This window comes from Paenibacillus kribbensis (genome assembly GCF_001705305.1).
Classification (GTDB): domain Bacteria; phylum Bacillota; class Bacilli; order Paenibacillales; family Paenibacillaceae; genus Paenibacillus; species Paenibacillus kribbensis_B.
The window spans coordinates 41595-55718 of record NZ_MCBP01000016.1 but is presented as its reverse complement, the minus strand read 5'-3'; the positions used below and the strand labels follow the sequence as shown (position 1 = coordinate 55718).

Below are 14124 nucleotides of genomic sequence, written 5' to 3'. Positions count from 1 at the left end.
CTTTAGTTCATCCTATATAGTACGGAAATAATAAAGGTCTATCTTTAAAGATAGACCCGATCCTTCTTATTCCGAATTTATATAGGACAAAACCAAAAAGAGAAACCCGGAGTCTTTGAAAAAGACTGGGTTTCTCTTTTAATATGCAGGAATAGCGATATCATTCTGTCTTACAAATAAATCGGAAGCACCTGGTTCGTTTGATCACGGTTACGGCCCACAGAGAAGATAGCGATAGGAATGCCTGTCAGCTCAGATACGCGTTGTACATAATTACGAGTAGTCTCAGGCAGCTCCTCCAGTGTTTTTACACCTGTAATGTCTTCGCTCCAGCCCGGCATTTCTTCGTATACCGCTTCACACTCCGCCAGCATTTTCAAGCTTGCCGGATAATGTGTAATGATCTCGCCACGGTATTTGTAGCCTGTGCAGATTTTGACTGTTTTCAGACCTGTCAATACATCCAGTGAGTTCAGGGACAGACCCGTAAGTCCGCTGACACGGCGGGCATGGCGCACAACAACGCTGTCAAACCAGCCTACACGGCGAGGACGACCTGTAACCGTGCCGTACTCATGACCTGTCTCACGGATATAATCACCGATCTCATCGTTCAGCTCGGTTGGAAACGGTCCATCGCCTACGCGAGTAGTATACGATTTGGCTACACCGATCACTTGTTGAATTTTGGACGGTCCGACACCGGAACCGATACATACGCCGCCAGCCGATGGGTTGGAGGACGTTACGTACGGATACGTACCTTGGTCGATATCGAGCATAACGCCTTGCGCACCCTCGAACAGTACCTTACGGTTCGCGTCAATCGCATCATTCAACACAACAGACGTATCACCTACATAAGGACGAATAAATTCTGCATACTCCAGATACTTCTTCAGTATTTCTTCCACATCCAGCGGCTCACCGCCGTATACCTGCTGGATCACTTGGTTCTTTTCCTTCGTTAGATGACGCAGCTTCTTCTCGAACTCCTCCGCATCCAGCAAATCAGCAATACGGATACCGTTACGTGCAGCTTTATCCATATAAGCAGGGCCGATCCCTTTGCGTGTCGTACCAATTTTGTTAGGACCCTTCCGGTCTTCTTCCAGTACGTCCAGCGTCATATGGTAAGGCATAATCACATGCGCACGGTCACTGATGACCAGATTTTTCGTTGAAAAGCCATTATCATGAATATAAGTAATTTCTTCAATAAGAGCGGCTGGATTCACTACCATGCCGTTGCCAATAACACACTTTTTATCTTCATAAAAAACGCCGGATGGAATCAGGCTCAGCTTATACTTTTTACCGTCAATGAGAATCGTATGACCAGCATTGTTTCCGCCTTGGTAACGGGCCACGACTTCAGCGCTTTCTGCCAGATAGTCCGTGATTTTACCTTTGCCTTCGTCTCCCCATTGTGTTCCCACAACGACTACAGTTGACATGTTTCATTCCTCCGTGGAGTGCCCACAGACACTCTGATTTTGAGCTGACACCCTACACATATCTGTCTTTAACTGTACCAGCGAACAGATATGGAGCGTTCTCGGACAGCAGGAAAAAACGTCCGTCGCAAACATTCCGTAGGTCGGAAAGTCCCGGGCGTAATGATCTCCCCACCGCGTTGAAGCAGCACTATAAGTGTACCAGTACCATTTTTCAAAGTCAAATAAAAAACGAACAATATATCACATGAAAATAGTATTGTTCGTAATTGGGAGTTTCAATCCTGATATGAAAACATGCAAGCAGCCTATGAAAAAGACTCCTTCAACTCGTAAAACACGCGTCGAAAGAGCCCTCTTCTAATATATTCATTACATTAGCCCGCGAACGCATCCGAATGGGCACGCTCGTAATTGGCGAATTTATTATAGTTTTTGAGAAACACCAGCTCTACCGTTCCGACCGGGCCGTTACGCTGCTTGGCTATGATAATCTCAATAATATTTTTCTTTTCCGTTTCCTGATTATAGTAATCGTCCCGGTACAGAAACGCGACGATGTCGGCATCCTGCTCGATGGAACCCGATTCCCGCAAGTCACTCATCATCGGCCGCTTGTCTTGACGCTGCTCCACACCCCGGCTCAGCTGGGAAAGGGCAATAACAGGCACTTCAAGCTCACGGGCAATTTGCTTCAAGGTCCGTGAAATTTCGGATACCTCCTGCTGCCGGTTCTCGCCTGCTTTGCCTCGTCCGTGAATGAGCTGCAAGTAGTCGATTACGATCATGCCCAGTCCCTTTTCCGTCTTGAGGCGGCGGCACTTGGCACGAATATCGGCGACAGTGACGCCGGGCGTATCGTCGATATAGATTTCTGCCTCGGACAAGGCTGCAATCCCCATCGTCAGCTTGGCCCAATCTTCGTCGCCTTTAAATTCACCTGTCCGCATGACGTTCGCGTCCAAATTAGCCTCGGCGCAGATCATACGCTGTACGAGCTGAGCCGCCGACATCTCCAGACTAAAGATGGCTACCGTCTCTTTCGCCCGCACTGCGACGTTTTGTGCGATATTCAGGGCGAACGCCGTTTTACCTACAGATGGACGGGCCGCTACAATGATCAAGTCATTGCGTTGAAAACCTGCTGTCATCTTGTCCAGGTCAACGAAGCCGGATGGAATTCCCGTCGTGTTGCCCTTGTTCTGATGCAGCATTTCGACACGGTCGAACACTTCCATCACGACATCGCGGATGGCGATAAAACCACTGCCTGAGCGACCGTTGGATATCTCCATGATCTTGCGCTCGGCATCGCTCAGCATACCGGCGACATCCTCGCCGTTGCTGTAGCCTTCACTTACAATTTGCGTAGCTGTGCGAATCAAGCGACGAAGCATCGCTTTTTCTTCAATAATCTGGGCATAGTAATCCACGTTAGCCGCTGTTGGCACCCCGTGAGCCAGCTTCGCCAGATAACTGACACCACCGATATCCTCCAACTGACCTTTGTCCTGAATCTTCGAGGTCAGCGTAACCAAGTCAATCGGCTGCCCGGATTCACCCAGCTCAATCATTGCTTCGTAAATCATCTGATGAGCCTTATCGTAAAAATCCTCGGTCTGCACCCGCTCCATCGCGGTAATCAGTGCTTCAGACTGGAGCAAAATGGACCCGATAACCGCCTGTTCAGCCTCCAGATTTTGCGGAGGAATCCGATCAAAAAATTCGCCGCCCATAATTATTCTTCAGTCACCTGTACCTTCAGCGTAGCTTTGACCTCAGGATGAAGCTTGACGGTCATTTGAGTCACGCCGAGCGTACGAATTGGTTCTTCCAGTTCGATTTTGCGTTTATCCAGCTTGATGCCGGTTTTAGCAACAGCCTCTGCGATTTGCTTGCTTGTAATCGCGCCGAACAGCCGTCCGCCGTCTCCAGCCTTCGCTTTGAGCTGAATCGTTGTCTCTTCCAGCTTTTTGCCGAGTACTTGTGCTTCTTCCTTTTCCTCTTGCTTGCGTTTTTCCTCGGCAGCGCTCTGATTCTCCAGCGTCTTCATATTTCCTTCCGTTGCTGGACGGGCAATACCACGCGGCAGCAGAAAATTCGCTGCATAACCGTCGGACACTTCCTTAACCTGCCCTTTCTTACCTTGGCCCTTCATATCTTTAATGAATATCACTTTCATTCAAATAACCCCTCTTCCCCATCAATTTCGGCCAGCACGTCGACCACTCTGCGCTCGGCTTCCTCCAGCGAGCAATCCAGCTGGACCGCCGCATTCGTCAGATGTCCTCCGCCGCCTAGCCGTTCCATGACGACCTGTACGTTCATGCGCCCGAGCGAACGGGCGCTGATCCCCACCAGGCCGTCAGGACGTTCACTGACCACAAAGGAGGCCAGTACATCCGTCATATTGAGTAATGAATCTGCCACCTGAGCAATCAGAAGCTGCGGTATTTTTTGTCCGGGCTCTGTTACCGCAATCGCGATGTGGCCATATATCATTTTAGCATGCTTTATAATTTCCGCCTTAGCAATATATTCATCCAGGTCCTCTTTTAACATGCGCTGGATCATGACTGTATCTGCCCCACTACGCCGTAAAAAACCGGCCGCCTCAAACGTACGCGAGCCTGTATGCAGGGAAAAATGCTTGGTATCCACCGTAATCCCGGCCAGCAGCGATGTCGCCTCCAGCGGTGTCAGCTGGACCTTCTCATGGATATATTGCAGCAGCTCGGTCACCAGCTCACAGGCCGACGACGCATACGGTTCCAAATAGATCAGAACTGAATCGTTAATAAATTCCTCGCCCCGACGGTGGTGATCTACAACCACCACCCGGCTTGCCGTCTGCACGAGACGTGGCTCAATCGTCATTGAGGCCTTGTGCGTATCCACTACGACCAGCAAGCTATGCTCGGTCATGGCCTGGAGCGACTGCTCCGGCGTCATCAGTGCCTGTGACAGCTTCTCGTCCTTGTTAACCTGCTCCATCATCCGGTCAATGGACGGATTGGATTTATCCAGCACGATATGTGCTTCAACATTGTACAGCGCTGCGGCCTTCCACACGCCGATGGCCGCTCCCAATGCATCCATGTCCGGTATTTTGTGTCCCATGATCAGCACGCGGTCGCTCTCCTGCATCAGATCACGCAGCGCATGGGCAATGACCCGGGCGCGCACCCTTGTACGCTTTTCGACAGCATTGGACTTGCCTCCGTAAAAGGACAGGCGCTGCCCGGCTTTCACTGCTGCCTGATCGCCCCCACGTCCGAGCGCCATATCCAGACTGGACTGAGCCAGCTCGCCCAGCTCCTTGATGCTCTCCGCACCGAAGGACAAGCCGATGCTCAGTGTCATGGGCACTTTCAAATCCGCCGTCATTTCCCTTACCGTATCCAGAATGACGAATCGGCTCTGCTCCAGTTCCTGAAGCGCTTTATGATTCAGCATAATGAGATAGCGCTCGGATGACAAGCGGCGCAAATAAATATTGTAATGGTTCGCCCAGGACGTAATCTCGCTCGTCACCTTCGCAATAAGCGCAGTACGCTGCTGATCGTCCATCCCCTGAGCGGCCTCGTCCATATTATCGAGCATGACGATACCGAGCGCCAGGCGCTCGTTTTCATACTGCTTGCGCAGCACCGCCAGCTCTGTCACTTCATACAAGTATATCAGGCGCTCATCCGGCACGATCAGAAACTGGTAGTAGCGCTCATCATGCTGTAGCTCCACCTTCAGCTCACGAGTAAGCTCCTTTGTTTCCTTTTTGGCACTTAAAGCTCCTGCCAGTTGGGGAAATAGGTCCTGCAGAGGCTCGCCTATCAGCGACTGCTCCTCAAACATCTCTCCGGTAAACCGATTGTGCCATTCTACCGTTCGATTTTCACTGTATAAAATGATCCCAAACGGCAGTGTGCTGATGGCTTCTCCCTCTACCCGCTTGATCCGGAAGGAAAGACCGCTGATATATTGATTCAGCTCCCGACGAAAATCCAATTCCGTCTTCAGCATCAACCCGCCAAGCAAGAATGACAGCAGCAGTCCTATCACACCCAGTTCCCAATTGTACATGGAAATACATATGACAAGCACCAGCAGCAGCAAAAACGCCCAGACAGTTTGATAGCCGTGCCAGCGTTTTTGTAGAAATTTAGGCATGACTGTTCACCCTATTTCTTTGATCTTGTAATAGCTTCACGCAGCGGAAAGGCCAAATCAATAATACCTATAATGCGGAGCGGTGGGACAATCAGGACGACGAGCGACAGCAGCAGTGCAATCACCGAACTCATTTTGCGGCTATGCATCCAGAAGTAAACAAAACCAATCGTCTGAATGGTGAAGCATGCATGGACTAGCGGCAGCATACTGATGGAAACCATTTGAATCCAGCTGCCATTGGAGGAACTCGCTATCCATTCAATCACAATAGCCAGCAGATAATACCAGATCAGCGCGCGCGGCAGCCTCCACTCTCGGGCAGGCTTCATTTTGCGCACAGGCACATCGAGACTGTTCAACGCCGGACGTACCAAAGCGTGTGTGATTACAGCCAATAAGAAGGAGGTTACGATCAGCACATACGGCACTCTACCGATAAGCATCGTACCGAGCTGCTGTGTATCCTCCGCAGTCCAATTTGTGCCCGAAAGCATCGGGTTGGCGCTTAAAATCTGCTGTACAACATTTTCCGTTATCGCCGCCTGATCGCGAAGAAACTGCGAAAGATCGAATCCGAATGAATACGTAGCGATAAACAGTACAGCCAACAACTCGCCTAAAATAACGCCCATTCCTGTCATCAAAGCCTGAAAAGAAGATCCTCCCTTTTTATATATCCGTCCCATCAACATGGAAGGAATCAGAAAATAAATCGCAAGGAGCAATGAATACACATCTAGTAGCGCCAAAATCAACAACGCCGGCATGACGTGAATCAAAAATCCTTTGAAATGCAGCGATGAAAACAGTACAGCGCCAGGCACAATTAGCAAAAATACGGTAATGATTTTCAGTGGTGTCAATAAAGTCAGCAGCAGAAGCAAATAAATAACGCTCCATGCTACAGTTGCCAAGCGGAATTTCAACATTTTCACCTCTTACGCATATGTTCTTCCAGTGCAGAAATATCCTGATACCAATCCTCCAACTGGTGTCCTTCTTTTCTGTGTCTTCTTAGCTTGTCGATGAGTAGATCATCCAATTCACGGTAAGACACTCCAAGACGCCTTCCCAAAATATAACTGCTCATCATTAAGCTCGCCAGACAATCGCCAATACGGGCTGTACTGCCTTCCCACATCGCTTTAAACAGACGGGAAACTTGGTCAAGAACTTCTGTTTTGAGCCATTCAATAACCTTGGCCCTTTTCACAACATCCATTTCTTTAGGCATATGATGAAGAGTCACACTCCTCTGAAAAAGCTTTATTCTCCATTATAGCATATCCTATTTTGAAAATAACTGTTGCCCCATAGGAGAAATCGTTATTTTCAAAAGCAGCTATGCGCTTATTTTAAGATGAAGCATTAAATGATTCTCTGGACACAAACTTTTCACAATACTCAATAATTTGGCTGCGGCGCACGATACCGATAAACCGTTCCATGTCATCCACAACGGGTACAAAGTTCTGTACTTTAGCCAAATTAATTAAATCCTCCATATTCGCATCAATAGACACCGGCTTCATCGAAACCCGCAGCGGAACGTCCCTGAGCATAAACTTAGAAGCGTTTTCGAAGGTGATTTTCCCCTCAGACTCTTTCATATGCCACAACAGATCACCTTCTGTAACCGTACCCGTATATCTACCTTCCTTATCCAAAATGGGAACCGCTGTGAAACGGTGATATTCCATCCGCTCCAACGTTTGCCGCAAAGTAGCATCCGCCGTTACACAAGCGACTTCCTGTTTGGGAAGCAAGAAAAAAGCGATATTCATGAGAACCGAATCCCCCTCAAAATCAAATGTAAATCAAATGATTACTCACTGACTAACATAATACATCGCTTCTTCACCATTATAAAGCAGCTTGCCCGCCTCAATGCGAAACTTGATATGCAGCGAATTTTTATTCGGGCCCTTCTCCTATGTCTTCTCTCCATAACAGATTCCTTCCTTCTTTCCTTCACAAGTCTCATCATCTCTTCATTAAACCGAATAGATTCCTCATGAAGCTGAAACTTCCCCTCAAAGCATAAAAGGTCTGCTGCCTTGTTGTCAAAAAGTGTAACGTGCTGTAAAGTACGCATACAGAAAAACCATCTATCGGTCCTCTAAAGGGATAGATGGTTTTTCTGTATGCGTATAATTAAATGGAGCCTGCGCCTAATCCGAGTACTTTGTCCAGATAACGCAGTGCTGCTTCTTTATTACCGGACACTTCTGTCTCCCGCCGCTGGTCCTGAACATACTTCAGCCTCGCTTCTTCAGCCACCTGCTGCTCCATCCCCTGCGGAACAACCACGACGCCGTCGACATCCCCGATAATCCAGTCTCCGGGTTGAATACTGACTCCGCCAACCGATACGGGTACATTCGTTTTGCCTCCACCATATTTGCTGCCCGAGGCAATCGTAGTTCCTCTGGAAAAAATGGGGAAGTTCAGCGTGCGGACTCCTTCAATATCGCGAATCACGCCGTCCACTACAATCCCCTGCAATCCCAGTGTCTGCGCCAATCCTGCTACAAAATCACCCGCAACCGCACGGCTGGTATCTCCCTTGGCGTCAATAACCAACACATCGTCGGGGTTAGCTTCCCGAATGGCCCGAAGCACGGCCAAATTATCTCCCGCAGGTATAGTAACGGTAAATGCTCTGCCCGCAATCTTACAATGCCCGTGTATCGGCTTAATATCATAATCCAGATTGGTTAATCCGCCAAGAACATCTGAAATACTGGTTGTCGGAAGCTCCTTAAATGGTTGGTCTATGCTCGACATATCGTTCTCTCCTCTTGATTGCTTTTGGTTACTTATTGTGAAGCCACGCGCGTATGGCGGTTTACCGGGACAGGTAAGCCTAGATGCTCCCGCAACGTGCTGCCCTCGTATTCTGTCCTGAACAACCCGCGATTTTGAAGTTCAGGGATTACACCGTCCACAAATTCATCCAATCCACCCGGTACATAAGGCGGCATAATATTAAACCCATCGGCGGCATATCCCACGAACCATTGCTGAATGTGATCCGCAATTTGCAGAGGCGTGCCCGTCACAATGCGGTGCCCACGCGCTCCGGCAACCTCCTTGTACAGTTGGCGCAACGTGTACCCCTTATCGCGTGCAAGCTTGAGCAGCAGCTGAGGACGACTCTTTCGCCCGTCCGCTTCCGGAATATCCGGAACCGGCTCATCCAAAGAATAAGCCCTCATATCATAATGAAATCTCTCTGACAAGGAGTCGTACGCGAAGGAGTCATCAATAAAGCTTTGCAAATATTCATATTTTTCATGAGCTTCCTTCTCTGTGGCACCGATAACCGGAAGCAGTCCTGGCATGATATGTAGATGCTCAGCGGCACGACCGTATTTGGGCAGTTGCGCTTTCAGATGACTGTAGAACTGCTGTGCATCCTCCAAGGATTGCTGTGCCGTAAACACCACTTCACCAATCCGTGCAGCGAGATTCTGACCCGGACCAGATGATCCTGCCTGAATAATGACTGGATGCCCTTGAGGACTTTGCGTGACATTAAGCGGCCCTTTTACGGAGAAAAATGTGCCTTCATGATTCAGCTCATGCAGCTTGCTCTTGTCGATGTACTCTCCCGTTTCTTTATTCACAATGTAGGGCTGCTGTTCCCAACTATCCCACAGCCCTTTGACGACCTCGACAAACTCCGCAGCGCGTTCATAACGCAAATGATGATCCGGGTGATCTTCCCGCGAAAAGTTTTTGGCCGCTTCAGGTGATGAGGTTGTGACGACATTCCATGCTGCTCGTCCCTGACTCAGTTGGTCCACAGATGCCAACAAGCGGGCGATATTAAAAGGATCGTAATATGTCGTTGAGGCTGTAACAGCAAGACCGATCCGGCTGGTGACCGTAGATAAGGCAGCCAGCAATGTAATCGGCTCGAAACGGGCAACGACGGATGCCGAAGCATCGGGAGACGTGATCAGACCGTCAGCGAGAAAAACCATATCCAGCTTGGCCCGCTCGGCTGTTTGAGCCAGTTGCTTGATTAATTCAAAATTTTCACTTCCCGATTGGGCATCTTTATGCCGCCAGCCCGATGTATGGTGACCTGCAGCCTGAATGAATAATCCGAATTTCAGCTTTCTTCCTTCGCTCATGTATGAAGAACTCCTTTCCCCTCCTGTAGATTGGCAGCAAATTGATTCGTCGGCCGGGATAGACCGAGATTCTCACGCAGGGTTCTTCCCTCATACTCCGTATGGAATAATCCTCTGCGTTGCAGCTCAGGCACGACAAGGCGGGCAAAATCCTCTAGCCCGGTCGGCAATTGCTGCGGCCGAATTACAAAGCCGTCACAGGCTCCCTGACTGAACCATTCCTCCATCTCGTCGGCAATCTGGACAGCCGTCCCGGCAAAGGTACGGTGGCCATTGCCCCCGGAAGCTCTCTCGATCAATTGGCGGATCGTCAGCTTTTCGGTTTCGATCATATTTTTCATCAATTCAAACCGACTCCGGTTCTCATTAATGGTGGCAGGATCAGGCAACTGCGGAACCGGACCATCCAGCGGATAGGCGGACAAATCCACCTTCAGTCGCTTAGACAACCGCTGTAGACCAAGCTCGGGAATAACCGACTCGCGCAGCTCAGCCTCCTTCTCTCTCGCCTCAGATTCAGTAGCTCCGATGATCAAGCTAAAACCCGGTACGATTTTGACATCCTCTGGATTGCGTCCGTATTTCTCCACTCTCGATTTCACGTCAGCATAGAACGCCTGTGCATCCTGTAACGTCTGCTGGGCCGTGTAGATCATTTCTCCTGTCCGGGCGGCCAGTTCCTTCCCATCCTCCGACGAACCCGCCTGTGCCAGCACCGGATAGCCCTGCGGAGGACGCGGAAGATTCAGCGGGCCTTCGACCGAGAAGCGCTCGCTTTTATGGCGAATCGCATGGATTTTGTCCGTATCGGCATATAGTCCCTCGCCTTTGTTAAACAGCAGCGCATCGTCTTCCCAGCTATCCCACAGCTTGGTTGTCAACTGTACAAATTCCAGGGCCCGTTCATAGCGCTCCGTGTGTTCAAAATTCTGCTCTCTGCTAAAATTCAGATGCGTGTTGCCGATGCCTGTCGTCACAATGTTCCAGCCTGCACGCCCCTGACTCAAATGATCCAGCGAAGCAAACAGACGGGCTGTGTGAAAAGGTTCTGTATAAGAAGTAGATACCGTAGCCACCAACCCTATACGCTCCGTTACCGCAGCTAGAGCCGCCAGCAGCGTATACGGCTCCAGACGGTTTAATGCCTGATGCTTGACTTTCTCGCCCAGTTCGTAGGAATCCGCCAAAAATATCGTATGAAATTTGGCTTGTTCTGCAATAAGCGCCATCTTCTTATATAAGGAAAAATCCGTAATCCCCGCCGGTTCTGCCAGAGGATGCCTCCACGCGGTTTCATGAAAGCCTGTACTATTCATAAAAAAATTCAAAATCATTTGACGTTGATAACTCACTTTCCCTCACCTCATGTTCTGGTTCATTTGAGTTTCCACATTGTTCCTGTAGGTGTTGCTTACATCGTCACTCACATTGGAAAATGGCAGGCTACGCCATGCTTGTCTGTATGCTGCTCGAAGACCGGAATCTGACTTTTGCAAATATCCTGAGCCATCGGACAACGAGTATGAAAGCTACAACCGCTTGGCGGGTTGATCGGACTTGGAATGTCGCCCTTCAACAAAATTCTCTCCTTGGTTTCCCGGGGATGAGATACAGGAATGGACGACAGTAATGACTTCGTATACGGGTGTTTGGGGCGGGCAAACAACTCATCCCTCTGCCCCATTTCAACAATCCTGCCCAAATACATGACAGCTATATGTTCACTGACGAATTTGACGGAAGCGAGACCATGAGCAATAAAAATATACGTTAGCTGATATTCCTTTTGCAGCCTTTTCAATAGATTTAATATCTGAGCCTGAATCGAAACATCGAGCGCCGAAACCGCCTCGTCGCAAACAATCAGCTTTGGGTTTAGCGATAATGCCCGGGCAATTCCGATCCGCTGCCGCTGTCCACCACTGAATTCGTGCGGATACCGATTCAGATGATGCTCTCTCAAGCCGACAATTTCCATCAATTCGCTAATTCGCTTTCTTAACTGCAATCCTTCTGTTTCCCCGCGAATGATCAGTGGCTCTGCGATAATATCCTTAATTTTCATTCGTGGATTCAGAGAAGCGTAAGGGTCCTGAAAAATGAGCTGCAAATCGGCACGAACATGACGTAATGTCTTACCGCTCATCCCTGTCAATTTACGCTGGTCGAACCAGACTTCACCGCCTGTCGGCTCCTGCAATTGTAAAATCATCTGTCCCAGAGTCGTTTTCCCGCTACCCGATTCACCGACAATACCCAGCGTCTCCCCCCGGTTAACCGAAAAGCTAAGACCGTCCACTGCTCGAACATAACCGGTTTTGCGTGATAACCATCCTGTTTTCACAGGGTAATGCTTTTTCAAGTCCTTGACCTCAAGCAAAGGCTTCTCTTCCGAAATGGCCAAGCTCATAGCACCTCCCCTTTAGTGCCGGGATAAAAACAACGTACGACATGGCCTGCCTCCACCTGTTCCAGCTCTGGCTTGTCCAACATACATCTGGTTGTCGCCACAGGACAACGTGATTGAAAGGCACACCCTTTCGGAAGTTGCGACATATGAGGTACTGTCCCGGGGATCGAATATAATTCCTCCTGATATCCATCCATTCGGGGTAGTGAATGCATCAGGCCTATCGTATACGGATGAAGCGGACGGTCAAACAAATCAACTGCATACGCTTCCTCCACAATTTCACCGGCATACATCACCGCAACCCGGTCTGCCATTTCAGCCACCACGCCCAGATCATGGGTAATCCAGATGACGCCCATCTCCAGCGTGCCGCTCAGTTGCCCGATAAGGTCCATGATTTGGGCCTGAATGGTTACATCCAGTGCTGTTGTAGGCTCATCTGCAATGAGCAGCTTGGGGTGGCAGGACAAGGCGCTCGCAATCATGACTCGTTGTCTCATACCGCCCGATAATTGATGAGGAAAATAATGAATGACCTTTTCCGGATGAGAAATGCCAACCAGCTTCAGCATCTCGATGCTTCTGGCCTTGGCCTCCTGTTTGCTCAATCTTGTATGAGTTCGTAGTGATTCCGAAATTTGGCTGCCTATCGTAAACACGGGATTCAGCGAGGTCATAGGCTCCTGAAAAATCATCGAGATTTCGTTACCACGAATTTTGCGCATTTCTTTGGGCTTCAGCTCTAACAAATTGCAGCCTTCCAGTACAATTTCGCCGCCTACGACCTTCCCCGGCTGATTTACCAATCCAATAATGGACAACGAGGTCACGCTTTTGCCGCTGCCTGATTCACCGACAATACACAGCGTTTCTCCCTTGGCTACATGGAACGATACCCGATTGACTGCCGGGACCACACCAGACTTCGTCATGAACGAGGTCTGCAAATCTTTGACCTCCAGCAACATTTCTGGCATTCTATCCCTCCTTTCCTGCCTATGCCGAACCATCAGCTGCACTGCTATACATCCAGCTTGGGATCAAGCCAATCTCTTAGCCAATCTCCGACAAATATAATGGCGAGCACGGTAATCGTAATAGCAATACCCGGAAAAGTAGCCACCCACCAGCTTGTAGCTAAATACTGGCGACCGTCACTCAACATTCCTCCCCACGATACGGCAGGCGACTGAATACCCAATCCAAGGAAGCTCAAAGCCGCCTCAGAAATGATCACCCGACCTATGCTAAGCGTAGAAATGATAATAAAAGAAGAAATCACATTAGGCAGCACATGTACTCGTATGATTCGGAAATCTTCAGCACCGACCACTCTTGCCGCGCGTACATAATCACGCTCACGTACACTCAGAACCTCACTCCGTACCATTCTTGTATAGCCCACCCAGCCGGTTATCCCAATTACAAAAATCAACGTTCCCAATCCCTGCCCGAGCACCAGCATGAACAGCATCATAAACAGGATCGTGGGTATAGCCAGAAAGGCATCTACAATCCGCATAATGAACGCATCCACCCAGCGGCCGTAATATCCCGAGATCAGTCCTAGAATAATGCCAATAGCACCCGAAATACCTACGGAACAGAAACCCACGATTAGCGAGACACGGGACCCGTACACGATTCGGCTCCAAATATCTCTGCCCAAACTATCTGTCCCCAGTGGAAATTCAGTCATTCCTCCTGCTGTCCATGCCGGTGGCAATAGCTTCCGCGCGATATTGGTCTGAGCCGGATCATGAGGAGCGATCAGGGGTGCAGCCACAGAAATAGATACAATAATGACAAGAACAATCAAGCCCAGAATACCCGTCTTGCTCTGAAACAGATAGCTCATACCCCTCCTCAGCAATCCTTGTGTACCCACGCTTTGTACGGGCAAAGCAAGAGCAGCCTTGGATTGAACAGATTCAGACATGCT

At 49.4% G+C, this 14124-nt stretch carries 13 protein-coding genes; all 13 read right to left on the bottom strand.

The window, feature by feature from the left end; all coding sequences use genetic code 11:
* Positions 1-170: 170 nt before the first annotated feature.
* Entirely contained in the window at positions 171-1457 is a 1287-nt protein-coding gene (locus tag BAZ21_RS23150; RefSeq protein ID WP_068505270.1) for an adenylosuccinate synthase, read from the bottom strand.
* 377 nt (positions 1458-1834) lie between these two features.
* Positions 1835-3193: a replicative DNA helicase gene (gene dnaB / locus BAZ21_RS23145; RefSeq protein ID WP_007433205.1), complete on the bottom strand. Its 1359-nt coding sequence runs from the start codon at positions 3191-3193 to the stop codon at positions 1835-1837.
* A gap of 2 nt (positions 3194-3195) precedes the next feature.
* A complete protein-coding gene (gene rplI, locus BAZ21_RS23140) occupies positions 3196-3639 on the bottom strand; it encodes a 50S ribosomal protein L9 (RefSeq protein ID WP_068505269.1) in 444 nt (147 codons plus the stop codon).
* On the bottom strand, positions 3636-5624 hold the full coding sequence (locus BAZ21_RS23135) for a DHH family phosphoesterase (protein WP_068505268.1): 1989 nt from the start codon (positions 5622-5624) through the stop codon (positions 3636-3638). The genes rplI and BAZ21_RS23135 overlap by 4 nt, the downstream gene beginning before the upstream one ends.
* Positions 5625-5635: 11 nt before the next feature.
* Complete coding sequence (locus tag BAZ21_RS23130; protein WP_068505337.1) at positions 5636-6553, bottom strand: DUF2232 domain-containing protein; 918 nt, start codon at positions 6551-6553, stop codon at positions 5636-5638.
* Positions 6554-6558: 5 nt separating this feature from the next.
* Positions 6559-6861, bottom strand: coding sequence for a MazG-like family protein (locus BAZ21_RS23125; RefSeq protein ID WP_007433209.1), 303 nt, complete (start codon positions 6859-6861; stop codon positions 6559-6561).
* 121 nt (positions 6862-6982) lie between these two features.
* A complete protein-coding gene (locus tag BAZ21_RS23120) occupies positions 6983-7411 on the bottom strand; it encodes a CBS domain-containing protein (RefSeq protein ID WP_068505267.1) in 429 nt (142 codons plus the stop codon).
* A gap of 370 nt (positions 7412-7781) precedes the next feature.
* The gene (locus tag BAZ21_RS23110; RefSeq protein ID WP_007433212.1) at positions 7782-8414 is read right to left on the bottom strand and encodes an RraA family protein; all 633 of its coding nucleotides are present in this window, start codon (positions 8412-8414) and stop codon (positions 7782-7784) included.
* A gap of 32 nt (positions 8415-8446) precedes the next feature.
* Positions 8447-9769 carry an LLM class flavin-dependent oxidoreductase gene (locus BAZ21_RS23105; RefSeq protein WP_068505265.1) on the bottom strand — a complete coding sequence of 441 codons (1323 nt, stop codon included), beginning with the start codon at positions 9767-9769 and terminating at the stop codon, positions 8447-8449.
* Positions 9766-11103, bottom strand: a complete 1338-nt coding sequence (locus BAZ21_RS23100; RefSeq protein WP_068505336.1) for an LLM class flavin-dependent oxidoreductase — start codon at positions 11101-11103, stop codon at positions 9766-9768. Before BAZ21_RS23100 ends, BAZ21_RS23105 begins: the two co-directional genes overlap by 4 nt.
* A gap of 89 nt (positions 11104-11192) precedes the next feature.
* The gene (locus BAZ21_RS23095) at positions 11193-12179 is read right to left on the bottom strand and encodes an ABC transporter ATP-binding protein (protein ID WP_068505264.1); all 987 of its coding nucleotides are present in this window, start codon (positions 12177-12179) and stop codon (positions 11193-11195) included.
* On the bottom strand, positions 12176-13159 hold the full coding sequence (locus BAZ21_RS23090; RefSeq protein WP_068505263.1) for an ABC transporter ATP-binding protein: 984 nt from the start codon (positions 13157-13159) through the stop codon (positions 12176-12178). The genes BAZ21_RS23095 and BAZ21_RS23090 overlap by 4 nt, the downstream gene beginning before the upstream one ends.
* A 44-nt stretch (positions 13160-13203) precedes the next feature.
* Positions 13204-14121: an ABC transporter permease gene (locus BAZ21_RS23085; protein ID WP_068505262.1), complete on the bottom strand. Its 918-nt coding sequence runs from the start codon at positions 14119-14121 to the stop codon at positions 13204-13206.
* Between the last annotated feature and the right edge of the window lie 3 nt (positions 14122-14124).

Bases quoted from the DNA above. Each gene is read 5' to 3' on its own strand.
- BAZ21_RS23110 (WP_007433212.1), bottom strand. From the start codon at position 8,414: ATGTCGAGCATAGACCAACCATTTAAGGAGCTTCCGACAACCAGTATT.
- BAZ21_RS23085 (WP_068505262.1), bottom strand. From the start codon at position 14,121: ATGTCTGAATCTGTTCAATCCAAGGCTGCTCTTGCTTTGCCCGTACAA.
- BAZ21_RS23090 (WP_068505263.1), bottom strand. From the start codon at position 13,159: ATGCCAGAAATGTTGCTGGAGGTCAAAGATTTGCAGACCTCGTTCATG.
- BAZ21_RS23105 (WP_068505265.1), bottom strand. From the start codon at position 9,769: ATGAGCGAAGGAAGAAAGCTGAAATTCGGATTATTCATTCAGGCTGCA.
- BAZ21_RS23150 (WP_068505270.1), bottom strand. From the start codon at position 1,457: ATGTCAACTGTAGTCGTTGTGGGAACACAATGGGGAGACGAAGGCAAA.
- BAZ21_RS23120 (WP_068505267.1), bottom strand. From the start codon at position 7,411: ATGAATATCGCTTTTTTCTTGCTTCCCAAACAGGAAGTCGCTTGTGTA.
- BAZ21_RS23095 (WP_068505264.1), bottom strand. From the start codon at position 12,179: ATGAGCTTGGCCATTTCGGAAGAGAAGCCTTTGCTTGAGGTCAAGGAC.
- BAZ21_RS23125 (WP_007433209.1), bottom strand. From the start codon at position 6,861: ATGCCTAAAGAAATGGATGTTGTGAAAAGGGCCAAGGTTATTGAATGG.
- BAZ21_RS23100 (WP_068505336.1), bottom strand. From the start codon at position 11,103: ATGATTTTGAATTTTTTTATGAATAGTACAGGCTTTCATGAAACCGCG.
- rplI (WP_068505269.1), bottom strand. From the start codon at position 3,639: ATGAAAGTGATATTCATTAAAGATATGAAGGGCCAAGGTAAGAAAGGG.
- BAZ21_RS23135 (WP_068505268.1), bottom strand. From the start codon at position 5,624: ATGCCTAAATTTCTACAAAAACGCTGGCACGGCTATCAAACTGTCTGG.
- dnaB (WP_007433205.1), bottom strand. From the start codon at position 3,193: ATGGGCGGCGAATTTTTTGATCGGATTCCTCCGCAAAATCTGGAGGCT.